The sequence below is a fragment of the Pseudomonas sp. 1D4 genome, from assembly GCF_001728925.1.
Classification (GTDB): domain Bacteria; phylum Pseudomonadota; class Gammaproteobacteria; order Pseudomonadales; family Pseudomonadaceae; genus Metapseudomonas; species Metapseudomonas otitidis.
The window spans coordinates 173938-196417 of record NZ_LXJQ01000001.1 but is presented as its reverse complement, the minus strand read 5'-3'; the positions used below and the strand labels follow the sequence as shown (position 1 = coordinate 196417).

Sequence of the window (22480 nt, the reverse complement as noted above, 5' to 3'; positions counted from 1 at the left end):
GGGTCAGCGCGCCAGGCTGTTGCCCAGCGTCTCGCGCAGGCGGTACCAGAGCATCCCCAGTGCCAGCAGCGGCGAGCGCAGCAGGCGGCCGCCGGGGAAGGTGATGTGGGGCACCTTGGCGAACACTTCGAAACCGCTGCCCTGCTCGCCGCAGATGGCTTCCGCCAGCAGCTTGCCGGCCAGGTGAGTGGCGTTCACCCCGTGGCCCGAGTAGGCCTGGGCGAAGTAGACGTTCGGGTGCCCGGGCAGGCGACCGATCTGCGGCAGGCGGTTGGCACCGATGCCGATCATGCCGCCCCATTGGTAGTCGATGCGCACGTCGGCCAATTGGGGAAAGGTCGCCAGCATCTTCGGCTGCATGTACGAGGCGATGTCCGCCGGATCACGCCCGGAGTAGTGGCAGGCGCCGCCGAACAGCAGGCGGCAGTCGGCGGAAAGGCGGTAGTAGTCCAGGGCCACGCGCTGGTCACAGACCGCCATGTTCTGCGGCAGCAGCTCCCGCGCCAGGTCTTCGGGCAGCGGCTCGGTGGCGATGATGTAGCTGCCGGCCGGGAGCACCTTGCCGCCCAGGGTCGGGTCGAGGTCATTGATGTAGGCATTGCAGCCAAGCACCAGGGTGGCGGCCTTCACCTGACCGCTGGCGGTGTGCACCGTCACCTCGGGGCCATGGTCGATGTGCGTGGCAGCGGAGTGTTCGAATATCCGCACGCCCAGGGAGGTGGCTGCCGCCGCTTCGCCCAATGCGAGGTTGAGCGGGTGCAGGTGCCCCGAGCCCATGTCGATGAGTCCGCCGGCATAGCGGTCGGACCCCACCACGCTGCGCATGTCACCGGGTTGCACCAGCTTCATCTCGTGGCGATAGCCGAGCCTGCGCAGTTCCTCCATGTCCTCGGCGAAGCCGGCGAAGTCACGGGCCGTGTTGGCCAGGTCGCAGTAACCCCAGGTCAGGTCACAGTCGATGGCGAACTCGTCCACCCGCTGGCGCACCAGTTCCACGGCTTCCAGGCCCATCAGCTTGAGGGCGCGCACGCCTTCGGCGCCGATCACCGGCTCGAAGTGGTCGACGTCATGGCCGACCCCTCGGATCAGTTGGCCGCCGTTGCGCCCGCTGGCGCCCCAGCCCACCTGGCGGGCTTCCAGGAGGACCACCGAAATGCCGCGGCGGGCCAGTTCTATGGCGCTGTTGAGGCCGGAGAATCCCCCGCCGACGATGCACACGTCGGCCCGGACCTCGCCCTGCAGGGGGGGGTAGGCCAGTTGGCGGTTGGCGGTGGCGGCGTAGTAGGAGGGGGCGTGGCGGTCGCTGTGGACCGGTTGGCGAACGCGGGCGTTCATGGGCGCAATCCTGATTCTTGTGTTTGAAAAAAGCGACGCAGGATAGGCAGGCCCGTTCCTGTGCGCCAAGGGGACTTCGGGAAAAATCCCTGTGCCCCCGGGGCAAGGATCGGCTCAGTCGGGAATGGGCAGGCTGAGGGTTTCCTTCACCTCTTCCATCACGATGTAGGACTTGGATTCGCGGACGTGGGGCAACTTGAGGAGGATGTCCCCCAGCAGCTTGCGGTAGGAGGCCATCTCGTTGATGCGGGCTTTCACCAGGTAGTCGAAGTCACCGGACACCAGGTGGCATTCGAGCACGTGGGGCAGCTTGAGCACGGCGCGGCGAAATTCCTCGAAGGTGTCGCCGGACTTGTAGTCCAGGCTGATCTCGACGAACACCAGCAGGCTGGCCTTGAGGTGCTGCGGGTTCAGGCGGGCGTTGTAGCCCATGATGATCCCCTCGCGCTCCAGGCGGCGGACGCGCTCGGTGCAGGGCGTGGTCGACAACCCCACCCGCTCGCCCAGCTCGGTGAAGGAGATGCGGCCGTCCTCCTGGAGGATGCGTAAAATATTCCGGTCTATCTTGTCCAGCTCACGACGCGATTGGTGCTGGGTTCTCATGGTGGATGCCCCTCCGCAAAAGCCGATATTGCCAAGAATTATCGCCAAATATAGCTGGCTATATAGTGAATATCACTGGTCACGCCTTCTTATACTGCTGACATCTACGCTCAAAATAACAAACGCGCCGGCAAGGCCGTCGCGGTGGAGGCAGACATGCGAGTAATGGTGCTGGGCAGCGGCGTGATTGGTACCGCGAGTGCCTACTATCTGGCCCGGGAAGGCTTCGAGGTGGTGGTGGTGGACCGTCAGCCGGCCGTCGCCATGGAAACCTCCTTCGCCAACGCAGGCCAGGTCTCGCCTGGCTACGCATCCCCCTGGGCCGCCCCCGGCGTGCCGCTCAAGGCCATCAAGTGGCTGATGCAGCGCCACGCGCCTCTGGCCATCAAGGCCACCGGCAGCCTGGACCAGTACCTGTGGATGGCGCAGATGCTGCGCAACTGTACCGCGTCCCGCTATGCGGTGAACAAGGAGCGCATGGTGCGCCTGTCCGAGTACAGCCGCGACTGCCTCGACGAGTTGCGCGCCGAAACCGGCATTGCCTATGAAGGCCGCCAGCTCGGCACCACCCAGTTGTTCCGCACTCAGGCCCAGGTCGACGCGGCCGCCAAGGACATCGCCGTCCTCGAGCGCTCCGGTGTGCCCTACGAGATCCTCGACCGCGACGGCATCGCCCGCGTCGAGCCGGCCCTGGCCAGCGTCAAGCACAAGCTCGCTGGTGCCCTGCGCCTGCCCAACGACCAGACCGGCGATTGCCAGATGTTCACCTCCCGCCTGGCCGACATGGCCGTGCAGCTGGGGGTCGAGTTCCGCTTCGGCAAGGACATCCAGCGCCTGGACTTCGCCGGCGACCGCATCAACGGCGTATGGATCGACGGCAAGCTGGAAACCGCTGACCGTTACGTGCTCGCCCTCGGCAGCTACAGCCCGCAACTGCTCAAGCCGCTGGGCATCAAGGCCCCGGTGTACCCGCTCAAGGGCTACTCGCTGACCGTGCCGATCACCAACGGCGCCATGGCTCCGACCTCGACCATCCTGGACGAGACCTACAAGGTCGCCATCACCCGTTTCGACGACCGCATCCGCGTCGGCGGCATGGCGGAGATCGCCGGCTTCGACCTGTCGCTGAACCCGCGCCGTCGCGAGACCCTGGAAATGATCACCACCGACCTCTACCCGGAAGGTGGCGACGTGGCCAAGGCCGAGTTCTGGACCGGCCTGCGCCCGGCGACCCCGGACGGCACCCCCATCGTCGGGGCCACGCCGTACCGCAACCTGTTCCTCAACACCGGACACGGTACCCTTGGCTGGACCATGGCCTGCGGTTCCGGCCGCCTGCTGGCGGACCTGATGGCGCGCAAGCGCCCGCAGATCAGCGCCGAAGGCCTGGACATCTTCCGCTACGGCAATTCCAAGGAGACCTCGAGCAATGCCAATCCAGCGACTGCACACTGAAACCCGCTACAGCGAAATCGTCATCCACAACGGCACGGTCTACCTGGCCGGCCAGCTTGACGAGAAGCTCAGCGCCGGGATCGGCCAGCAGACCCGCGAGACCCTCGCCAGCATCGACAAGCTGCTGGCCGAGGCCGGTACCGACAAGAGCCATCTGCTCTCGGTGACCATCTACCTCAAGGACATGGCGGCCGACTACGCCGCCATGAACGCGATCTGGGACGCCTGGCTGCCGAAGGGCGCCGCCCCGGCCCGCGCCTGTGTCGAGGCCCGGATGTATTCCCCCGAGGTGCTGGTGGAGATGACCGTCGTCGCCGCCCTGCCCTGACCCCTTCCTCAGCCCGGCGCCCGAGCCGGGTTTTTTCCATAACCAGAAGAAGTGCCCGCCATGCGTCCCGCCCGTGCCCTCATCGACCTCGAAGCGCTGCGCCACAACTACCGCCTCGCCCGTGAAGCCTCCGGTGCCCGAGCACTGGCGGTGGTCAAGGCCGATGCCTACGGGCATGGCGCCGTTCGCTGCGCCCGTGCCCTGGAGGCCGAGGCCGACGGGTTCGCCGTGGCGTGCATCGAAGAGGCGCTGGCCCTGCGCGAGGCGGGTATCCGTGCACCGATCCTGCTGCTCGAAGGCTTCTTCGAGGCCGACGAGCTGGCGCTGATCGAACGGCATGACTTCTGGTGCGTCCTGCATGCTCCCTGGCAACTGGAAGCGGTGGAGCGAGCCACCCTCGCCCGGCCGTTGACCTTCTGGCTGAAGATGGATTCCGGGATGCACCGCGTGGGCTTCCACCCCGCCGAGTTCCGCGACGCCCACCAGCGCCTGCTGGCCAGTGGCAAGGCGGCCAAGGTGGTGCTGATGAGCCACTTCGCCCGTGCCGACGAACTGGACAGTGATAGCTGCGCCCAGCAAGTCGCCGTGTTCCAGCAGGCCCGCACCGGTATCGAGGCGGAAGTCAGCCTGCGCAACTCGCCGGCCCTGCTGGGCTGGCCCCAGGTTCCCAGTGACTGGGTGCGCCCCGGCATCATGCTTTACGGCGCCACCCCCTTCGAGCAGGCGCATCCCCTGGCCGACCGCCTCAAGCCGGTGATGACCCTGGAGTCCAAGGTCATCAGCGTGCGTGAGCTCCCGGCCGGGCAACCGGTGGGTTATGGCGCGCGCTTCGTCACCGAGCGGCCGACCCGGGTCGGCGTGGTGGCCATGGGGTATGCCGATGGCTACCCACGCCACGCGCCCACCGGCACGCCGGTGGCCATTGATGGCCAGTCCTCGCAGCTGATCGGCCGGGTCTCCATGGACATGCTCACCGTCGACCTCACCGACCTGCCCCAGGCCGGCCTCGGCAGCCGCGTCGAACTGTGGGGCAGCCAGGTGTCCGCCGCCGAGGTGGCGATGCACGCCGGGACCATTCCCTACCAGATCTTCTGCAACCTGCGCCGGGTTCCCCTTATCGAGCGCTAGGCCTTGCCCGGCGGGGCTTACGGACCATTGGTTGCTTGCCAACTTGCTGATTTTCCTGGGATTTACCAGGGGGTACGTTTTTTTGCGCAGTATTGACGGCCGAAGTGTTGTAAATACTGAACGCTAGCCGCATGATTGCGCGCACCAAGCCCCCCTAACAAGAATCCAGAGGAGGATCCCAGCATTGGACGTCGGTGTTCGACTGCAAGCTATCCGCAAGCTCAAAGGCCTTTCCCAGCGTGAACTCGCCAAACGTGCAGGCGTTACCAACAGCACGATTTCCATGATCGAGAAGAACAGCGTCAGCCCCTCCATCAGTTCGCTGAAGAAGGTGCTCGGGGGCATCCCCATGTCGCTGGTGGAGTTCTTTTCCCTCGACCTGGAACAGGACAATCAGACCCAGGTGGTCTATCGGGCCTCCGAACTCACCGACATCTGCAGTGGCGCCATCACCATGAAACTGGTGGGCAAGGCCCACCCCAGCCGCGCCATTGCCTTCCTCGATGAAACCTACCCGCCGGGCACCGACACCGGTGACGAGATGTACGCCCATGAGGGCGAAGAGGCCGGCATGCTGGTCGAAGGGCGTCTCGAACTGACCGTCGGCAACGACGTGTACGTCCTCGAACCGGGCGACAGCTACTACTTCGAAAGCAGCCGCCCGCACCGCTTCCGCAATCCGTTCGACCTGCCGGCCCGCCTGATCAGCGCGACCACCCCGGCAAATTTCTGAAAGACCGCTGCCGCTGATATCCCTGCGACGCGTTGGGTTGTTTCGGCCAGACGGCCATGACGTTATACTTGCGCCCGCTCGCGAAACCGTGGCCGCGGGCGTATCTAGCCACGATGAGGGTGAAAGGGTGAACCTGATAAATAAGATGCTGGCAGCGCATGTTGCCGTATTGGCCCTGTGGGCAGTTAGCGCCCAGGCCGCGACCGACGACGCCATCGCCGAGCGCATCAAGCCGGTGGGCGAGGTCTGCGTACAGGGTCAGGAATGCAAGGGTGTCGGTGCCGTGGCAGCGGCCGCAGGCGGCGGCGCGCGCACGCCGGACGACATCATCGCCAAGCACTGTAGCGCCTGCCACACCGCTGGCCTGCTGGGCGCACCGAAGATCGGTGACACCGCAGCCTGGAAAGAGCGTGCAGACCACCAGGGCGGCCTCGACGGCATCCTGGCCAAGGCCATCACCGGCATCAACGCCATGCCTCCGAAGGGCACCTGTGCCGACTGCACCGACGACGAACTGAAAGCTGCCATCCAGAAGATGTCCGGCCTGTAAGCGTCGCGAAGCATCGAAAAAGCCGCCCGAGGGCGGCTTTTTTGTGCCTGCGCGGTGCGACTCGTTGTCGCAGTGCCGCCGGGCCCGAGGTGTTCGGGCCCGGCAACGGGTCAGTCGATGAAGCTGACCTTGCCATCCGTGAGGGAGGCCACACGAGCCAGCGCCTCGATGCGGTAGCCCTCTTCCTCCAGCAGGCGGCGTCCGTCCTGGAAGGACTTCTCGATGACGATGCCGAGGCCGGCGATGCTCGCGCCCGCCTGGCCGATCAGGTCGATCAGCGCCTTGGCCGCATGGCCGTTGGCGAGGAAGTCATCGATCACCAGCACATGGTCGGCGGCCGTCAGGTGCTTGGCGGAGATGGCGATGGTGCTCTCGGTCTGCTTGGTGAAGGAGAACACCTTGGAGATCAGCAGGTCGTTCTTCAGCGTCAGCGACTGGAACTTGCGGGCGAAGATCACCGGTATGCCCAGCTCGAGGCCGGCCATCACGGCCGGGGCGATGCCCGAGGCCTCGATGGTGACGATCTTGGTGATGCCCTGACCGCGGAAGCGCTCGGCGAACTCATGGCCGATGAACTGCATGAGCTTGGGGTCGATCTGGTGGTTGAGGAAGGCGTCGACCTTGAGCACCTGGTCGGAAAGCACGATGCCTTCGGAAAGGATCTTTTCTTTGAGAATGTCCACGGGAGGGGCTTCCTGCGAAGCGGCTGTCGCTGATGAAGCGGCGCATTCTACCTTGGCCGGGGGGCATTGCGCGATGCCCTTCTGGCCGTTCGGTCAGACTTCTCCGCAGGCCCGGTCAGGGCTTCTTCAGCATCGCTCGGATGTCCGCCAGCGCCGAGTTGCCGCGCACCGCCTTCACCTCGGTCGGCGTATCGTCCATGCCTTCCCACTCCAGGTCCTCCGGCGGCAGCTCGTCGAGGAAGCGGCTGGGTGAGCAGTCGATGATCTCGCCGTACTGCTTGCGCTTGGCGGCGAAGGTCATCGCCAGGTTCTGCCGGGCGCGGGTGATGCCCACGTAGGCCAGGCGGCGCTCCTCCTCGATGGTGTCGGCCTCGATGCTGGAGCGGTGCGGAAGGATGTCCTCCTCCACGCCCATGATGAACACGTAGGGAAACTCCAGGCCTTTGGAGGCGTGCAGGGTCATCATCTGCACCCCTTCGGCGCCCTCTTCCTCCTCCTGCTGGCGTTCGAGCATGTCGCGCAACACCAGCTTGGCGATGGCCTCCTCGATGGTCATGCCACCTTCCTCGTCGCGCTCGAGGGTGTTCTTCAGCGCATCCACGAGGAACCACACGTTGCCCATGCGGAAGTCGGCGACCTTGTCGCTGGAGGCGTTCTGGCGGATCCAGTTCTCGTAGTCGATGTCCATCACCATGCTGCGCAGGGCGGCGATCGGGTCGCTCTCCGCGCACTGCTGGCGGACCTTGTCCATGAAGCGCTTGAAGCGCTGCAGGCGCTCGGTGTAGCGGCTGTCCAGGTGCTCGGCCAGGCCGATCTCGTCGGCGGCGGCGTACATCGAGATCTTCCGCTCGGTGGCGTAGTTGCCGAGCTTCTCCAGGGTGGTGGAGCCGATCTCCCGGCGCGGCACGTTGATCACCCGCAGGAAGGCGTTGTCGTCGTCCGGGTTCACCAGCAGGCGGAAGTAGGACATCAGGTCCTTCACTTCCTGGCGTCCGAAGAAGCTGGTGCCGCCCGAGAGCCGGTAGGGAATCTGGTGGTGCTGCAGCTTCAGCTCCATCAGCTTGGCCTGGTGGTTGCCCCGGTAGAGGATGGCGAAGTCGCTGTAGGGCCGCTGGGTGCGCAGGTGCAGGGTGAGGATCTCCATGGCGATGCGCTCGGCCTCGGCGTCCTCGTTGCGGCAGCGGATCACCCGGATCGGGTCGCCCACGCCCATCTCGCTCCACAGCTGCTTCTCGAACACGTGGGGGTTGTTGGCGATCAGCACGTTGGCGCACTTGAGGATGCGGCTGGTGGAGCGATAGTTCTGCTCCAGCATCACCACCTTGAGCGAAGGGAAGTCCTCCTTCAGCTGCATCAGGTTCTCCGGCCTTGCGCCGCGCCAGGCGTAGATCGACTGGTCGTCGTCGCCCACCACGGTGAACTGCGCGCGGTGCTGCACCAGCAGCTTCACCAGCAGGTACTGGCTGGCGTTGGTGTCCTGGTACTCGTCCACCAGCATGTAGCGCACCCGGTACTGCCACTTTTCGAGGATGTCCGGGTTGTCCTGGAAGAGCTTCACCGGCAGCAGGATCAGGTCGTCGAAGTCCACCGCGTTGTAGGCCTTCAGCGTGCGCTGGTAGTGCAGGTAGACGATGGCAGCGGTCTGCTCCTTGGGGTTGCGCGCGTTGGCCAGGGCCTCCTCGGGCAGTATCAGGTCGTTCTTCCAGTTGCCGATGCAGTTCTTGATCTCGTCGACGCCGTCGTCGCCCGAGTACTCCTTCTGCATGATGTCCGACAGCAGCGCCTTGATGTCCGTCTCGTCGAAGATCGAGAACCCCGGCTTGTAGCCCAGCCGCGCATGCTCCTTGCGGATGATGTTCAGGCCCAGGTTGTGGAAGGTGGACACCGTCAGCCCACGGCCTTCGGCACCGCGCAGCAGGCTGCTGACACGCTCCTTCATCTCGCGGGCGGCCTTGTTGGTGAAGGTCACGGCGACGATGTGCTGGGCGCGGATACCGCACTGCTGGACGAGGTAGGCGATCTTGCGGGTGATCACGCTGGTCTTGCCGGAACCGGCACCGGCGAGCACCAGGAGCGGGCCGCCGACGTAGTTCACGGCTTCCTGCTGCCGGGGGTTGAGTCGGGACATGCGGGCTGTACGGGCAAGGGAATGGTCGCGCATTCTATCAAACCCCGCCGGGCATGCCGAAGTCCGTTCCACAGTGTGATCCAGCACCCCTTTGGGGCAGGTTGCGACTTGGCTATTTCCCCACTTCCAGTACGATTGTTCCGGCACCTGGGTTTGAGAGGCGATCTCATTCGAACCAGGCAGGCCAACAACATGCCGATCGTGCATGAATAAAACGACGTCGACTACGACGCGAACAGGCGCCTGGCGCCACTGCTTCTTGTGACCTGGGGAGGTCCGATTGTCTGCGCTCGCGAAGCCCCTGCACCTGTTGCTGCTGGCGGACACGCCTGGCTGGGCGGAAGGGGCTCGCCCGCTGTTCGAGGCCCTCGGGCCCGATTACCTCCTGATCACCGCCCCCACCTGGGAAGCCGCCTCGAGCCTGTTCGACGACGGCACCGAAGGCATTCTCTTCTGCACCGCCGAGCTGTTGCCCATGCCCGGCCGCTGCCACCTGCCCACCGTGCTGCTGCTGGAACAGGACCCGGGCGAGCTGCCCGCCGGCGTCCATGACTGGCTGCCGCGCGAGCGCCTCGACCTGGATCTGCTGCGCCGCTGCCTGCGCTACCTCGGCGAGCGCCAGCGGATGCAGGGCACCCTGCAGGGCCTCGCCGAGCAGGACCCGCTCACCGGCATCGCCAACCGCCAGGGCTTCCAGACCCTCCTGGCCGCGCGGCTGGTGGAATACGGCGGCACCGGCCTGACCCTCGGCCATCTCGACCTGGACAACTTCCGCCACGCCAACGATGCCCTCGGCTACCAGGCCGGCGACCGGCTGATCCTGCAGGTGGTGGCGCGGCTCAAGGCCGAGCTGTCCCCCGGTGACCAGGTCGCCCGCCTGGGCAGCGACGAATTCGCCCTGCTGCTGGATACCCGCCGCGACCCGCAGCGCGCCGAGCGCCTGGCCTCGCGCCTGATGGAGGCCCTCGGCGAGCCCTTCTGGGTCGATGGCGAGAGCCTGCTGATCGGTTGCAGCCTGGGCCTGGCCCACGCCTGCCCGGACGAAGGCGCCGACCCGCTGATGTGGCACGCCCACATCGCCATGCAGCAGGCCAAGGGCGCCCAGGGCTGCACCTTCCACCTCTTCGACGCGCGCCTCAACCGCGGCGCCCGCAGCCTTGCCGACCTGGAAGGCGAGTTGCGCCGGGCGCTGCGCCGGGACGAACTGGAACTGCACTACCAGCCGCGCCTGTGCCTGAAGACCGGCCGCATCGTTGGCCTCGAAGCCCTGGTGCGCTGGCGTCACGCCGAGCGCGGTCTGCTGGCGCCCAGCGAGTTCGTGCCCCTGGCCGAGCAGAGCGGGCTGATCGTGCCGCTGGGCTACTGGGTCATCGCCCGTGCCCTGCGCGACATGCAGTGGCTGCGCGGGCGCGGCCTGCCGGCGCTGCACATGGCGGTGAACCTGTCGTTCCGCCAGTTCCAGGACAGCCAGTTGCTGCCCACCCTCACCCGCCTGATCGACGAGCGCGGCGTGGATGCCCGCTGGCTGGAATTCGAACTGACCGAGACTGCCGTCATGCGCCGCAGCGAGCAGGTGCTCACCACCATGCAGGCACTGGGCAAGGTGGGCGTGCGCTTCTCCCTGGACGATTTCGGCACCGGCTTCTCCTCCTTCGTCCACCTCAACAGCCTGCCCATCACCCTGCTGAAGATCGACAAGAGCTTCGTCGGCGGCATGCAGGCGCGCCCGGAGAACCAGCAACTGGTGCGGGCCATGATCAACCTGGCGCACAACCTCAAGCTCGAAGTGGTGGCCGAGGGCGTGGAGAACACCGACCAGCTCGCCCTGCTGCGCCAGTTCGGCTGCGACCAGGTGCAGGGCTACTGGATCAGCAAGCCCCTGCCGCTGGCGGAACTGGCGCGCTTCCTGGTGTTCGGCGTGCGCCAGCCGGCCCTCGGCCAGCCCGAGGGCTGAGCTTCAGGCCGCCACCGAAGCCCGGGCGGCAACCGCCGGCTCGACGCGCAACAGGCGGCGGGTCTTGAACTCGAAGCCCAGGGTCAGCCCCAGCGCCGCGCAGGCCAGGCCCGAGGCCAGCCCCCACCACACGCCCTGCGGGCCCCAGCCGAAGTGGAAGGCCAGCAGCCAGGCCGCCGGGGCGCCCACCAGCCAGTAGCAGCCGAGGCCGACCAGGAAGGTGGTCTTGGCATCCTTCAGCCCCCGGATGGCGCCCATGGCGATGGTCTGGATGCCGTCGAACAGCTCGAACCAGGCCGCGATCGCCAGCAGGCCCACGGCCATCTGCACCACCGCTTCGAACTCGGCGTTGCCACGCTCCAGGAACAGCCCCACCACCCACTCCGGCGCCAGCCAGAACAGCGCGGCGAAGCTCAGCATGCAACCGGCGCCCAGGCCGATGCCCAGCCGCCCGGCGCGGCGTGCGTCTTCCAGGCGGCCGGCGCCGAAGTGCTGGCCGATGCGGAAGGTCACCGCGTAGGAGATGCCCACCGGCACCATGAAGGCCACGTACACCGACATGATCGCCACCTGGTGCGCGGCCAGCGCCTGGCTGCCCAGGGCTCCCATGCACAGCGCAGCGAAGGCGAACAGGCCGGACTCCACCGCATAGGTGCCACCGATGGGCAGGCCCAGGCGCAGCAGCTCACGCAGATCGTCCAGGCGCGGCTGCAGCAGGCCGTGGCGCAGTGAGTAGGCGGCATAGGCCGGGTGGCGCGTCACGTGCCAGGCCAGCAGCAGCGCCATGGCGGTCATCACCAGCGCGGTGATCAGGCCGATGCCCGCCAGGCCCAGCCGGGGCAGGCCGAACCAGCCGTGGATCAGCACATAGTTGAGGGCGAAGTTGGCCAGCGCCCCGCCGATGCTGATGGCCATCACCGGGCCGGGCCGGCCGATGGCACTGGTGAAGCCGCGCAGGGCCATGAAGGTCATGTAACCGGGCAACGCGAACACCAGGGTGGAGAGGAACTGCATGGCACCCTCGATGTTGTGCGCCTCCTGGCCGAACAGCCGCAGCAGCGGTGCCAGGTTCCACAGCAGCAGCCCGGCCGCCAGGGCCAGGCCCCAGCCGAGCCACAGCCCGGCCTGGGTCAGCCGGGCGGCGCCGGCCACGTCCCCGGCGCCGTGGCGGATCGCCACCAGGTTGCCCACGGCGGCGATCACCCCCACACAGAAGATCGAGACGAAGGAATAGCTCGCCGCACCCAGGCCGCCGGCGGCCAGCTCGGCCGGGCCCAGCAGGCCCATCATCACCGTGTCGGTGAACACCATCAGCACGTTGGCCAATTGCGCGGCGATCAGTGGGCCGGCAAGGCGGAGGATGGCCAGGAGTTCCGGCCGGAGGGATGCAGGCATGAGTAATGATCACCACTGAGGGAAGAGACGCCAGGCGGGCGGCCCTGATGTGGCTAATTCTCCCAAGCCTTGAAGCCCCGCCACAAAAGGAAAAAAATGATCCCTTCCATGACTTTGACTCATGCAAGAGTGCCGCCATGTCCCGCCGTCTGCCCCCGCTTTACGCCCTGCGTGCCTTCGAAGCAGCGGCGCGCAACGCCTCCTTCACTCGCGCGGCCGAAGAGCTGGCCATCACCCAGAGCGCGGTGAGCCGGCACATCCGCACCCTGGAAGAGCACTTCGCCTGCCGCCTGTTCGAGCGCCGGGGCCGCCACCTGCAACTGACCGAGGCGGCGCGGGTCATCCTCCCCGGCCTGCGCGAGGGCTTCGATGCCCTGGAGCGTGCCTGCTCCATCCTGCGGGTGGACGACGGCAACCTCTGTCTCAAGGCCCCCTCCACTCTCACCATGCGCTGGCTGCTGGCGCGGCTGTCGCGCTTCCGTCACCTCAACCCGGAGAACGAGGTTCAACTCACCAGCGCCTGGATGGACGTGGACAAGGTGGACTTCCAGCACGAGCCGTTCGACTGCGCGGTGCTGCTCTCCGATGGTCATTTCACCCAGGACTGGGAGGTCACGCTGCTGTTCCCGGAATGGCTGATCCCGGTCTGCGAGTCGTCCAAGGCCCGCCAGCCCTGGACCGTGCAGCAACTGCGCCAGGCCGAGCTGCTGCATCCCACGCCGGACCGCCGCGACTGGCGGCGCTGGCTGCAGCGCATGGGGCTGGAGGAGCAGGTCTCCCTCAAGGGTGGCCAGGTGTTCGACACCCTGGAGCTGGGAATCGTTGCTGCGGCCCGGGGCTACGGGGTGTCCATCGGCGACCTGGTGATGATCGCCGAGGATGCCACCAGCGGCCGCATCGGCCTGCCCTGGCCGGCGGCAGTGGCCAGCGGCGAGAGCTATTACCTGGTCTGGCCACGCGGTCGCCGGGACCAGGAGCGCCTGCAGCGGCTGCGTGACTTCCTCCTCGCCGAGGTAGCCGCCATGGACCTGCCGGCCGTGGAATTGCTGGACTGAGGTGACGGCGACACCAGGAAAAACAGGCCGTCGCGAAGCACGGCCGTCCTATACCGCAGTGGGGTACTCAAGTATTCTCGCCGCCCCGCGAAGGGGGCAGAGACCTCCTCGCGTATCGCCTTGCCCTATTTCCGGAGATTCCCCATGAACCAGCCCAGGTCACGCATTGCCTGGCAGCTCGCCGCCGCCCTCGCCCTGATCCTCGTGTTGCTGATCAGCGGCAGCACCCTCTTCGCCCTGCGCTCGCTGGACAAGGCCAACCTGGCCACCCGCGAGGAGCACCTGGCCAGCGAAGCCCGTCTGCTGGCCGACCAGCTCACCACCTTCCACGGCAGCCTGCGCGAGAGCACCCAGCGCCTGGCCAGCCTGTTCGAGCAGCGCTTCGCCCGGGGCCTCACCCTGCACAGCAGCGAGCGCCTACCGGTAGCGGCCCTGACCCCGCCGGCGCTGTACCTCAACGGCCAGGTGCTGAACAACGACTTCACCCTGGTGGACGAATTCCGCCAGCTCACCGCTGGCGTCGCCACGATGTTCGTCCGCGATGGCGCCGACTTCGTGCGCATCACCACCTCGCTGAACAAGCAGGACGGCACCCGCGCCATCGGCACCGTGCTCGACCACGCCCACCCGGCCTACCAGCGCCTGCTGGCCGGGCAGAACTACGTGGGCCGGGCCCTGCTGTTCGAGCGCTACTACATGACCCAGTACACCCCGGTGCGCGACGACACCGGTGCGGTGATCGCCGTGCTCTTCGTTGGCTTCGACTACACCGACGCGCAGAACGCCCAGTTCAGGAACCTGGAGCGCTTCCGCATCGGCCGCACCGGCTCCCTGGCATTGCTGGACGAAACCGGCAAATGGCTGGTGGCCCCCGCCGGCGTGCGCCGCCCGGAAGCCATCGGCGATGCCCTCAAGAGCCTGCAGGCCAACCCCGGCAAGGGGCTGTTCTGGAGCGACGGCACCGAGGACTTCTTCAGCATCGCCGTGCCCTTCGCCGACGGGCCCTGGCAGGTGGTGGCGAGCATGCCCGAGGAGGAGATCGGCGAGGTCACCTGGCGGGTCGGCAGCCAGCTGGCCCTTGGCAGCCTGCTGGCGATGGTGCTGGCGGTGGCTGCGGTGATCGGCCTGCTGCGCCTGCGCCTCAAGCCCCTGGGCGACCTGGTGGACCAGGCCCGCGCCCTGGGCGCCGGCAACCTCGGGGTGCGCCTGGACGTGTCCAGCCGCGACGAGATCGGTGAGCTGGCCGGCAGCTTCAATCAGATGGGCGAAGCGCTGTCGACCATGGTGGCGCACATCCGCAGTTCCGCTCAGCAGGTGAGCAGCCGCTCCCAGGTGCTCTCGGGCCTGGCCAGCGGCGCCCACGAGGGCATGGAGCAGCAGTCCGGCGAGATCAGCAGCATGGCCGGCGCAGTGGAGGAGTTCAGCGCCACCTCGCTGAACATCGCCGACAACATGCGCGCCACCGAGCGCCTGGCCAGTGACAACGCCCAGCAGACGCGCATCGGTCAGGTGGCGATGGACGAGGCCTCGGCGGCGCTGGAGCAGATCGCCAACGCCCTCAACGGCACCGCCGAGGTGATCAACACCCTCGGCCAGCGCTCCCAGGAGATCGGCGGCATCGTCGGCGTCATCACCGCCATCGCCGACCAGACCAACCTGCTGGCGCTGAACGCCGCCATCGAGGCCGCCCGGGCCGGCGAACAGGGCCGTGGCTTCGCCGTGGTGGCCGACGAGGTGCGCAGCCTGGCCGGCCGCACCCGCGAGGCGACCACCGAGATCTCCAGCATGATCGGCAGCATCCAGCAGGAGACCGCCAGCGCCATCAGCACCATGGAGCACGGCAAGGTGCTGATGCAGGAGGGCCTGGCACGCAACGCCAAGGTGGCCGATGCGTTGGCACGGATCGCCCAGCAGAGTGCGGCCGCCGGTGAGCAGGTCACCGCCATCACCACCGCCACCCAGGAGCAGAGCCGCACCGCGACCCTGCTCAGCAGCAACCTGCAAAGCATCGCCCTGGCCAACAGTGAACAGCGTGAGGTGGTGGCGAACCTGGCGCAGACGGCCCGGGAGCTGGACCGTCTGGCCGAGGAACTGCACCAGGAAGTGAGTCGCTTCCGCTGACCCACCAGGGCCCGGTTGGACCGGGCCCCGCAACGGGGGGCTCAGCGCACCACGTGGAGGAAGTGCAGGTGCTTCTCGTACTGGTCGAGCAGGTCGCCGATCACTTCCTCCCGGCTCCAGCCCATCACGTCATAGTCCTGGCCGCCCTCGCGCAGGTACACCTCGGCGCGGAAGTACTTGCGGGCGTCGCCGTTCTCCTCACCCCCTTCGCGGGACACGAAGCGCGGCAGCAGCAGCGAGCGCGGGCGCACCTCGTAGCTGAAGTCCACCTCCTTGCCGTGGCCGACATTGAGCTTGCAGCGGCCGTCCTCGCCATTCAGCACCTCGATCGCGTAGCCCTGCTTGCGCAGCTCCTCGGCCACCTCCAGGCAGGCCGGGCGCACCACTTCGTCGATGAAGCGGGTGACATGGCTGCGTCGGGGGAACATGAGGATGTTGCGCAGCCGCCGCTGCCAGCCACCCAGTTGCTGCTGCGCCGGGCGCGAGAGGGCCAGCGCCTGGTAGCGGATGCCGCGCTTGGTGGCGTCCAGCCGAAGGGCCTTGAGCAGACCCCAGGTGGCGGCCAGCAACACCACCGAGAACGGTAGCGCGCTGGCAATGGTGGCGGTCTGCAGGGCCTTGAGGCCGTCGGCCAGCAGCAGCGCCATGGCCACCACGCCCATCAGGGTCGACCAGAACAGGCGCTGCCACAGCGGCGTCACCGGCTGCCCGCCCGAAGCCAGCATGTCCACCACCAGGGCACCGGAGTCCGCCGAGGTGACGAAGAACACCACCACCATCAGGATCGCCACCAGCGAAAGCACGGAGGAGAACGGGAACTGTTCGAGGAAGGCGAACAGCGCCAGGGAGCTGTCCTGCGCCACCGTTTCCACCAGGCTGTGCACGCCCTGCTGCAGCACCATGTGGATGGCGGTGTCGCCGAAAACGGTCATCCACAGCAGGGTGAAGCCGGCCGGTACGAACAGCACGCCGCAGACGAACTGGCGGATGGTGCGGCCCCGGGAGATGCGCGCGATGAACAGGCCGACGAAGGGCGACCAGGACAGCCACCAGCCCCAGTAGAGCAGGGTCCAGCCGCCGATCCAGTCGGTGGGTTCGTAGGCGTAGAGGTTGAAGGTCTTGCTGACGATCTCCGACAGGTAGCCACCGGTGTTCTGCACGAAGGCCTTGAGCAGGAACACGGTGGGGCCGAGCACCAGCACCAGGCCCAGCAGGATCACCGCGAGAATCAGGTTGAATTCGGAGAGGAGCTTGATGCCCCGGTCCAGCCCGCTGGCCACCGAGAGTGTGGCCAGGGCGCAGGTGGCGGCGATCAGGCCCAGTTGCACAGGGACCGTGACCGGCAGGCCGAACAGGTGGTTCAGGCCGCTGTTGATCTGCAGCACCCCGTAGCCCAGGGAGGTGGCGACGCCGAACACGGTGCCGAGAATGGCGAAGATGTCCACCGCGTGGCCGATGGGGCCGTAGATGCGATCACCGATCAGCGGGTAGAGCGCCGAGCGCAGGGTCAGCGGCAGGTCGTGGCGGAAGCAGAAGAAGGCCAGGATCAGCGCGACGATGGCGTAGATCGACCAGGCGTGCAGGCCCCAGTGGAAGAAGGTCAGCTTCATCGCCTCCTTCGCGGCGGCCACGGTGCTGGGGTCTCCCACCGGCGGATTGGCGTAGTGCATCAGCGGTTCGGCGACGCCGAAGAACATCAGCCCGATGCCCATGCCGGCGGAGAACAGCATGGCGAACCAGGTGCTGTTGCGGTAGGCGGGCTGGCTGTGGTCGGGCCCCAGTTTGATGTCGCCAAAGCGGCTGACGGCGAGGAAGACCACGGTGATGAGAATCAGCGCGACGGTCAGGACGTAGAACCAGCTGGCGTTGACGATGATCCAGTTCTGCAACTGACCGAACAGGTCCTGGGCCTGTTCACGGGCCAGGGTGCTGTAGAGCACCAGGGCGATGATGAGGGCGGCGGAGCCGAAGAATACGGGGGGATTGAGGGTGGATGGGGAAGAAGACGTACGTGCCTCCATTGAGCTAGCTCTCCTTTCGATCGGATGGCCGCCAAGGGCGGAAGGCGGCGAACACTAACACAATCGATAGTCGAGCTCTTTTGAAAGTTCCCCATCAATAGCTTTAAGCGGTGTCATGACTGGATCGCTGGCCGGTATTGCAGGGCCTCGGCCAGGTGCTGGCGCTGGATGTCGGGCGCGTCCGCCAGGTCGGCGAGGGTGCGGGCCACCTTGATCAGTCGGTGCGCGGCACGCAGGGACAACCCGAGGCGCTCGCAGGCCTGCTCCAGCCAGTGCTGGTCGTCGGGCGTCAGCGGACAGTGCTGGTGCAGCCGGGACAGGTCGAGGAAGGCATTGGCGCAACCCTGGCGAGCCAGTTGCCGACGGCGGGCCCGGCCTATTTCCTCGGCGGCGGTGGCGCTGTCCAGCCCGTCTCTGACAGGCGCGCCGAGGTGGGTGGCTTCGCGGGCGACCGTCAGGTGCAGGTCGATGCGGTCCAGCAGCGGGCCGGAGAGTCGGGCTCGGTAGCGCTGGATCTGCTCCGGCGTGCAGCGGCAGCGGTGGGTCTCGTCGCCCAGGTAGCCGCAGGGGCAGGGGTTCATCGCTGCCACCAACTGGAAGCGCGCCGGGAAACGTACCCGGTCGTTGGCCCGGGCGATGATGATCTCGCCGCTTTCCAGGGGCTCTCGGAGGACCTCCAGCACCTTGCGGTCGAACTCCGGCAGCTCGTCGAGGAACAGCACGCCCTGGTGCGCCAGGGTGATCTCGCCGGGTTTTGGACGACTGCCCCCACCCACCAGGGCCGGGCCGGACGCGCTGTGGTGAGGCTGCCTGAAGGGACGCTGGGGCCAGCACGCCAGCGGCGATTGGCTGGCCACCGAATGGATGGCGGCGACTTCCAGGGCCTCGTGCTCCTCCAGCGGTGGCAGCAGGCCGGGCAGGCGGCTGGCCAGCAGCGTCTTGCCGGTGCCGGGCGGGCCGGACAACAGCAGGTTGTGGGCTCCGGCGGCGGCCACCAGCAGCGCACGCTTGGCCGCCAGCTGGCCCTGGACGTCAGCGAGATCGGGATAGGGCGCGGCCTGCAGCGGCAGGCCCTGGCTCTGGAAGGGTGCCAGTGGCGACTGGCCGTTGAGGTGGGCGGCCAGCTCCAGCAGGTGGCCCACGGCGAACACCGTCAGGCCGCTGGCCAGGCTGGCCTCCTCGGCGTTTTCCCGGGGCACCACCAGCGCCCGTCCGGCAGCGCGAGCCGCCAGCGCAGCGGGCAACACGCCCTGCACCGGACGCAGGGCACCGGACAGCGCCAGCTCGCCGAGGCACTCCAGCTGCTCCAGGGCAGCGGCGGGCACCTGGCCGCTGGCCGCGAGGATACCGAGGGCGACGGCCAGGTCGAAGCGTCCGCCTTCCTTGGGAAGATCGGCCGGTGCCAGGCTGAGGGTGATGCGCCGCAGGGGGAATTCGAAACCGCTGGTGAGCAGGGCACTGCGGACGCGGTCCTTGCTCTCCTTGACGGCGGTTTCCGGGAGGCCGACCAGGGCCAGGGACGGCAGGCCGTTGGCCAGGTGCGCCTCCACCGTGACGGCGGGGGCTTCCACGCCGACCTGGGCGCGGCTGTGGACGAGGGCCAGGGACATGGATCGCTCCTTGATCGGTCCGCCCGGTCGGAGTGGCTTACTCCGTGGGCGGCGGGTTCAGCTGGGCTTCCAGCTCTGCGACCTTCGCCTCCAGGGCTTCCAGGCGCGCGCGGGTACGGGCGAGCACCACCATCTGGCTGTCGAATTCCTCGCGGCTGACCAGGTCCAGCTTGCTGAAGGCGCTCTGCATCAGGGCCTTGAACTGGGCCTCGAATTCGGCGCGGGGCAGCGGGGTATCGCCGTTGAACAGGCGGGAGGCGTGGGAGCCGAGGGCATCGAGCAGGGCTTTGGGCGGCAGCATGGTGGGCATCCGTTGACAGGGCGGGCGGAGTTTACCACGGGGTCCCCGCCGAGTCGGGTGACAGGCCGACGCACGATTTCCGAGCAAGGGCTGAAGTGCGCGTGCACCTTTTCCGTGCATCGTTTTGGGGTAGTGCTGCCCGGCGCCACGGCCAAGGGCCACTATCTGCTTGAAAAACGGGGCTTTTGGGCGAGCTGGCAAGCTTTCTGCTTTAGCGCTGGTGAAGGGTGCACCGATGCAGTACCGGTGCGTCAGGCGAGGCGGGGGAGTGTTTCGCCAGGAGCGGTTGGTTGGCGTCGAAGCGGGCCGGGCCAGGGCGGTTCGACGCGTTACAAAGCCAGGCACTGCGCTTAGACTTGAGCCGGGTTCGTTTTCCTGGGGCAAGTCCACCAAATACGGGAGAAGTTTCATGAAGCTAGTCACTGCCATCATCAAGCCGTTCAAACTCGATGACGTGCGCGAGTCGCTGTCCGAGATCGGCGTGCAGGGCATCACCGTTACCGAGGTCAAGGGTTTCGGTCGCCAGAAAGGCCACACCGAGCTTTACCGTGGCGCCGAGTACGTCGTCGACTTCCTGCCCAAGGTGAAGATCGACGTCGCCATCGCCGATGACCAGCTCGACCGTGTCATCGAGGCCATCACCAAGGCGGCCAACACCGGGAAGATCGGTGACGGCAAGATCTTCGTCGTGAATCTGGAACAGGCCATCCGCATCCGTACCGGCGAAACCGGCACCGACGCGATCTAAGCCTCCGAACCCCAACGCCCCAGGAGAAAACCACATGACTCTGCGTAAAGCCGCAGGGCTAGGAGCCCTTTTGTCCCTCGTTACCCCCGGTCTGGCCATGGCCGCCGACGAGGTCGTGCTGAACAGTGGCGACACCGCATGGATGATCGTCGCCACGGCACTGGTGCTGTTCATGACCATTCCCGGCCTGGCGCTGTTCTACGGCGGCATGGTCCGCTCCAAGAACGTCCTCTCGGTGATGATGCAATGCTTCGCCATCACCGGCCTGATCAGCGTGCTCTGGGTCGTCTACGGCTACAGCCTGGCCTTCGACACCACGGGCATGGAGCAGGGCGTCGTCAACTTCAATTCCTTCATCGGCGGCCTGTCCAAGGCCTTCCTCAGCGGCCTGAACACCAGCAGCCTGGTGTACGCCGTGCCGGAAAGCGTGTTCATCACCTTCCAGATGACCTTCGCCATCATCACCCCGGCCCTGATCGTCGGTGCCTTCGCCGAGCGCATGAAGTTCTCCGCGATGCTGATCTTCATGGCCGTGTGGTTCACCCTGGTCTACGCGCCGATCGCCCACATGGTGTGGAGCGGCAACGGCGGCCTGATGTGGGACTGGGGCGTGCTGGACTTCGCCGGTGGCACCGTGGTGCACATCAACGCCGGTATCGCCGGCCTGGTGGCCTGCATCGTGCTGGGCAAGCGCAAGGGTTACCCGACCACCCCGATGGCCCCGCACAACCTGGGCTACACCCTGATCGGCGCGGCCATGCTGTGGGTGGGCTGGTTCGGCTTCAACGCCGGCTCCGCCGTGGCTGCCAACGGCACTGCGGGCATGGCCCTGCTGGTCACCCAGATCGCCACCGCGGCCGCTGCCCTGGGCTGGATGTTTGCCGAGTGGCTGACCCACGGTAAGCCGAGTGCTTTGGGCATCGCCTCCGGTGTGGTCGCCGGTCTGGTTGCCGTGACCCCGGCCGCTGGTACCGTCGGCCCCATGGGCGCCCTGGTGATCGGCCTGGCCGCTGGCGTGATCTGCTTCTTCAGCGCCACCAGCCTCAAGCGCAAGCTGGGCTACGACGACTCCCTGGACGCCTTCGGCGTGCACGGCATCGGCGGCATCGTCGGCGCCCTGCTGACCGGTGTGTTCGCAGCACCGGCCCTGGGTGGCTTCGGCACCGTCGAGAACATCGCGGCCCAGGTGTTCATCCAGTTCAAGGGCGTGGCCTTCACGGTCGTCTATACCGCTGTGGTCACCTTCGTGATCCTCAAGGTGCTGGACCTGGTGATGGGCCTGCGGGTCAACGAAGAGGAAGAGACCGTCGGCCTCGACCTGGCGCAGCACAACGAGCGCGGCTACAACCTCTAAGCCCGCCGGCCCCTCCGGGGCGTGCGAACCGCTGCCAAGGGCGCCGAAAGGCGCCCTTTGCTTTTTCAGAGGCCGCGCTAGAATGCGCGCCGAGCGAAATCCGAGGGAGTGGCGCCCATGTGGCACCAGACGCTGATCACCTTGAAGCCGCGTGCGCGAGGCTTCCACCTGGTCACCGACGAGCTGCTGGCCGGATTGCCGGAACTGGGTCGTTGCCGTATCGGTCTGTTGCACCTGCTGCTGCAACACACGTCGGCTTCACTGAGCGTCAATGAGAATGCCGACCCCTCCGTGAGGCGCGATTTCGAGCGGTTCTTCAACCGCCTCGTGCCCCAGGGCGAGGGTGGCTACGAACATGACTACGAAGGCCCGGACGACCTGCCGGCGCACTTCAAGTCGAGCCTGCTGGGCTGCCAGCTGACCTTGCCGGTGCGTGACGGGGCGCTCGCCCTGGGTACCTGGCAGGGGATCTACCTCGGCGAACACCGCGATCAGGGCGGTGCGCGCCGGGTGCTGGCGACCCTCTACGGCGAGGCATCGTGATTTTTTCCGGGCGCGTAGAAACCTGGCGCGACTGGGCTATAACTAACCTGCTCTTGCAAGACACGAGGTAGAAGAATGAGCGACGAAGAACTGGAACAAGACGAGCTCGAAGCGGGCGACGAGGACGAAGGCGAGGAGCTGGCTGCCGCCGAGGACAGTGGCGACGACAGCGATGACGGCGAATCCACCGCCCCTGCCGGCAAGGGCAAGAAAGCCGCTGCCGTCGAGGTCGAGGAGCTGCCCAGCGTCGAAGCCAAGCAGAAGGAGCGCGATGCGCTGGCCCGTGCCATGGAGGAGTTCCTGGCCCGTGGCGGCAAGGTGCAGGAGGTGGAGCCCAACGTGGTCGCCGACCCGCCGAAGAAGCCGGACAGCAAGTACGGCAGCCGCCCCATCTGAGTGCGTCGCCTGGAAGAGCCCGCTTGATGCGGGCTTTTT

20 protein-coding genes and 1 pseudogene are annotated in these 22480 nt (G+C 67.0%); 13 read left to right on the top strand and 8 right to left on the bottom strand.

Going from position 1 to position 22480, the window contains the following annotated elements; genetic code table 11:
• Nucleotides 1–3: 3 nt before the first annotated feature.
• Together A7D27_RS00940 and dadR are read right to left on the bottom strand one after the other, a co-directional pair.
• Complete coding sequence (locus A7D27_RS00940; RefSeq protein WP_069563851.1) at nt 4–1335, bottom strand: FAD-binding oxidoreductase; 1332 nt, start codon at nt 1333–1335, stop codon at nt 4–6.
• Nucleotides 1336–1449: 114 nt separating this feature from the next.
• The gene (dadR, locus tag A7D27_RS00935; RefSeq protein WP_044400730.1) at nt 1450–1938 is read right to left on the bottom strand and encodes a transcriptional regulator DadR; all 489 of its coding nucleotides are present in this window, start codon (nt 1936–1938) and stop codon (nt 1450–1452) included.
• A gap of 156 nt (nt 1939–2094) precedes the next feature.
• Here dadR and dadA point away from each other — a divergent pair, with 156 nt between their 5' ends.
• The 5 genes from dadA to A7D27_RS00910 all read left to right on the top strand — a co-directional run bounded on the left by dadA (nt 2095) and on the right by A7D27_RS00910 (nt 6132).
• Nucleotides 2095–3393, top strand: a complete 1299-nt coding sequence (gene dadA, locus A7D27_RS00930; protein ID WP_069563850.1) for a D-amino acid dehydrogenase — start codon at nt 2095–2097, stop codon at nt 3391–3393.
• Nucleotides 3368–3721: a RidA family protein gene (locus tag A7D27_RS00925; protein ID WP_044400736.1), complete on the top strand. Its 354-nt coding sequence runs from the start codon at nt 3368–3370 to the stop codon at nt 3719–3721. The genes dadA and A7D27_RS00925 overlap by 26 nt, the downstream gene beginning before the upstream one ends.
• A 60-nt stretch (nt 3722–3781) precedes the next feature.
• Complete coding sequence (alr, locus tag A7D27_RS00920; protein WP_069563849.1) at nt 3782–4849, top strand: alanine racemase; 1068 nt, start codon at nt 3782–3784, stop codon at nt 4847–4849.
• Nucleotides 4850–5033: 184 nt separating this feature from the next.
• Entirely contained in the window at nt 5034–5582 is a 549-nt protein-coding gene (locus A7D27_RS00915) for a cupin domain-containing protein (RefSeq protein WP_069563848.1), read from the top strand.
• Between the two features lie 127 nt (nt 5583–5709).
• Nucleotides 5710–6132: a cytochrome c5 family protein gene (locus tag A7D27_RS00910; protein ID WP_069563847.1), complete on the top strand. Its 423-nt coding sequence runs from the start codon at nt 5710–5712 to the stop codon at nt 6130–6132.
• A 110-nt stretch (nt 6133–6242) separates the two neighbouring features.
• On the opposite strand, the gene A7D27_RS00905 is transcribed toward A7D27_RS00910, so the two are convergent.
• Both A7D27_RS00905 and rep read right to left on the bottom strand, forming a co-directional pair.
• Nucleotides 6243–6815: a xanthine phosphoribosyltransferase gene (locus A7D27_RS00905; RefSeq protein WP_069563846.1), complete on the bottom strand. Its 573-nt coding sequence runs from the start codon at nt 6813–6815 to the stop codon at nt 6243–6245.
• 115 nt (nt 6816–6930) lie between these two features.
• Nucleotides 6931–8943, bottom strand: a complete 2013-nt coding sequence (gene rep / locus A7D27_RS00900; RefSeq protein WP_069563845.1) for a DNA helicase Rep — start codon at nt 8941–8943, stop codon at nt 6931–6933.
• Nucleotides 8944–9223: 280 nt separating this feature from the next.
• On the opposite strand from rep, the gene A7D27_RS00895 reads away from it, so the two are divergent.
• The gene (locus A7D27_RS00895; protein ID WP_069559555.1) at nt 9224–10897 is read left to right on the top strand and encodes a bifunctional diguanylate cyclase/phosphodiesterase; all 1674 of its coding nucleotides are present in this window, start codon (nt 9224–9226) and stop codon (nt 10895–10897) included.
• A 3-nt stretch (nt 10898–10900) separates the two neighbouring features.
• Here A7D27_RS00895 and A7D27_RS00890 read toward each other — a convergent pair whose 3' ends face one another.
• The gene (locus tag A7D27_RS00890) at nt 10901–12292 is read right to left on the bottom strand and encodes a NorM family multidrug efflux MATE transporter (protein WP_069559554.1); all 1392 of its coding nucleotides are present in this window, start codon (nt 12290–12292) and stop codon (nt 10901–10903) included.
• A 137-nt stretch (nt 12293–12429) separates the two neighbouring features.
• Here A7D27_RS00890 and A7D27_RS00885 point away from each other — a divergent pair, with 137 nt between their 5' ends.
• The 3 genes and pseudogenes from A7D27_RS00885 (at nt 12430) to A7D27_RS28975 (ending at nt 15468) form a co-directional block, all read left to right on the top strand.
• Complete coding sequence (locus tag A7D27_RS00885; protein ID WP_069559553.1) at nt 12430–13347, top strand: LysR substrate-binding domain-containing protein; 918 nt, start codon at nt 12430–12432, stop codon at nt 13345–13347.
• Between the two features lie 144 nt (nt 13348–13491).
• Nucleotides 13492–14613 (top strand): annotated as a pseudogene (locus A7D27_RS28980) (Cache 3/Cache 2 fusion domain-containing protein); the annotation flags it as partial.
• Nucleotides 14608–15468, top strand: a complete 861-nt coding sequence (locus A7D27_RS28975) for a methyl-accepting chemotaxis protein (protein ID WP_371850550.1) — start codon at nt 14608–14610, stop codon at nt 15466–15468. The pseudogene A7D27_RS28980 and the gene A7D27_RS28975, both read left to right, overlap by 6 nt.
• A gap of 41 nt (nt 15469–15509) precedes the next feature.
• Here the strand turns inward: A7D27_RS28975 and A7D27_RS00875 are convergent, their stop codons facing one another.
• The 3 genes from A7D27_RS00875 to A7D27_RS00865 all read right to left on the bottom strand — a co-directional run bounded on the left by A7D27_RS00875 (nt 15510) and on the right by A7D27_RS00865 (nt 19400).
• The gene (locus A7D27_RS00875; protein WP_069559551.1) at nt 15510–17489 is read right to left on the bottom strand and encodes a choline BCCT transporter BetT; all 1980 of its coding nucleotides are present in this window, start codon (nt 17487–17489) and stop codon (nt 15510–15512) included.
• 113 nt (nt 17490–17602) lie between these two features.
• On the bottom strand, nt 17603–19099 hold the full coding sequence (locus A7D27_RS00870) for a YifB family Mg chelatase-like AAA ATPase (RefSeq protein WP_069563843.1): 1497 nt from the start codon (nt 19097–19099) through the stop codon (nt 17603–17605).
• A 37-nt stretch (nt 19100–19136) separates the two neighbouring features.
• The gene (locus A7D27_RS00865) at nt 19137–19400 is read right to left on the bottom strand and encodes an accessory factor UbiK family protein (RefSeq protein ID WP_044400771.1); all 264 of its coding nucleotides are present in this window, start codon (nt 19398–19400) and stop codon (nt 19137–19139) included.
• Nucleotides 19401–19809: 409 nt separating this feature from the next.
• Here A7D27_RS00865 and glnK point away from each other — a divergent pair, with 409 nt between their 5' ends.
• The 4 genes from glnK to sutA all read left to right on the top strand — a co-directional run bounded on the left by glnK (nt 19810) and on the right by sutA (nt 22441).
• Nucleotides 19810–20148 (top strand): P-II family nitrogen regulator, encoded by a 339-nt coding sequence (gene glnK / locus A7D27_RS00860; RefSeq protein ID WP_003457590.1) that lies wholly within the window; start codon nt 19810–19812, stop codon nt 20146–20148.
• A gap of 34 nt (nt 20149–20182) precedes the next feature.
• Nucleotides 20183–21502: an ammonium transporter gene (locus A7D27_RS00855; RefSeq protein ID WP_069559548.1), complete on the top strand. Its 1320-nt coding sequence runs from the start codon at nt 20183–20185 to the stop codon at nt 21500–21502.
• Nucleotides 21503–21619: 117 nt separating this feature from the next.
• Nucleotides 21620–22045 carry a secondary thiamine-phosphate synthase enzyme YjbQ gene (locus tag A7D27_RS00850; protein ID WP_044400781.1) on the top strand — a complete coding sequence of 142 codons (426 nt, stop codon included), beginning with the start codon at nt 21620–21622 and terminating at the stop codon, nt 22043–22045.
• A 75-nt stretch (nt 22046–22120) separates the two neighbouring features.
• Complete coding sequence (gene sutA, locus A7D27_RS00845; protein ID WP_069563842.1) at nt 22121–22441, top strand: transcriptional regulator SutA; 321 nt, start codon at nt 22121–22123, stop codon at nt 22439–22441.
• Nucleotides 22442–22480: the final 39 nt, after the last annotated feature.

Coding starts and splice junctions, on each gene's coding strand:
- A7D27_RS00885 (WP_069559553.1), top strand. CDS start 12,430: ATGTCCCGCCGTCTGCCCCCGCTTTACGCCCTGCGTGCCTTCGAAGCA.
- A7D27_RS00850 (WP_044400781.1), top strand. CDS start 21,620: ATGTGGCACCAGACGCTGATCACCTTGAAGCCGCGTGCGCGAGGCTTC.
- A7D27_RS00865 (WP_044400771.1), bottom strand. CDS start 19,400: ATGCTGCCGCCCAAAGCCCTGCTCGATGCCCTCGGCTCCCACGCCTCC.
- A7D27_RS00925 (WP_044400736.1), top strand. CDS start 3,368: ATGCCAATCCAGCGACTGCACACTGAAACCCGCTACAGCGAAATCGTC.
- A7D27_RS00875 (WP_069559551.1), bottom strand. CDS start 17,489: ATGGAGGCACGTACGTCTTCTTCCCCATCCACCCTCAATCCCCCCGTA.
- dadA (WP_069563850.1), top strand. CDS start 2,095: ATGCGAGTAATGGTGCTGGGCAGCGGCGTGATTGGTACCGCGAGTGCC.
- A7D27_RS00940 (WP_069563851.1), bottom strand. CDS start 1,335: ATGAACGCCCGCGTTCGCCAACCGGTCCACAGCGACCGCCACGCCCCC.
- sutA (WP_069563842.1), top strand. CDS start 22,121: ATGAGCGACGAAGAACTGGAACAAGACGAGCTCGAAGCGGGCGACGAG.
- dadR (WP_044400730.1), bottom strand. CDS start 1,938: ATGAGAACCCAGCACCAATCGCGTCGTGAGCTGGACAAGATAGACCGG.
- A7D27_RS28975 (WP_371850550.1), top strand. CDS start 14,608: ATGGGCGAAGCGCTGTCGACCATGGTGGCGCACATCCGCAGTTCCGCT.
- glnK (WP_003457590.1), top strand. CDS start 19,810: ATGAAGCTAGTCACTGCCATCATCAAGCCGTTCAAACTCGATGACGTG.
- A7D27_RS00890 (WP_069559554.1), bottom strand. CDS start 12,292: ATGCCTGCATCCCTCCGGCCGGAACTCCTGGCCATCCTCCGCCTTGCC.
- alr (WP_069563849.1), top strand. CDS start 3,782: ATGCGTCCCGCCCGTGCCCTCATCGACCTCGAAGCGCTGCGCCACAAC.
- A7D27_RS00870 (WP_069563843.1), bottom strand. CDS start 19,099: ATGTCCCTGGCCCTCGTCCACAGCCGCGCCCAGGTCGGCGTGGAAGCC.
- rep (WP_069563845.1), bottom strand. CDS start 8,943: ATGTCCCGACTCAACCCCCGGCAGCAGGAAGCCGTGAACTACGTCGGC.
- A7D27_RS00855 (WP_069559548.1), top strand. CDS start 20,183: ATGACTCTGCGTAAAGCCGCAGGGCTAGGAGCCCTTTTGTCCCTCGTT.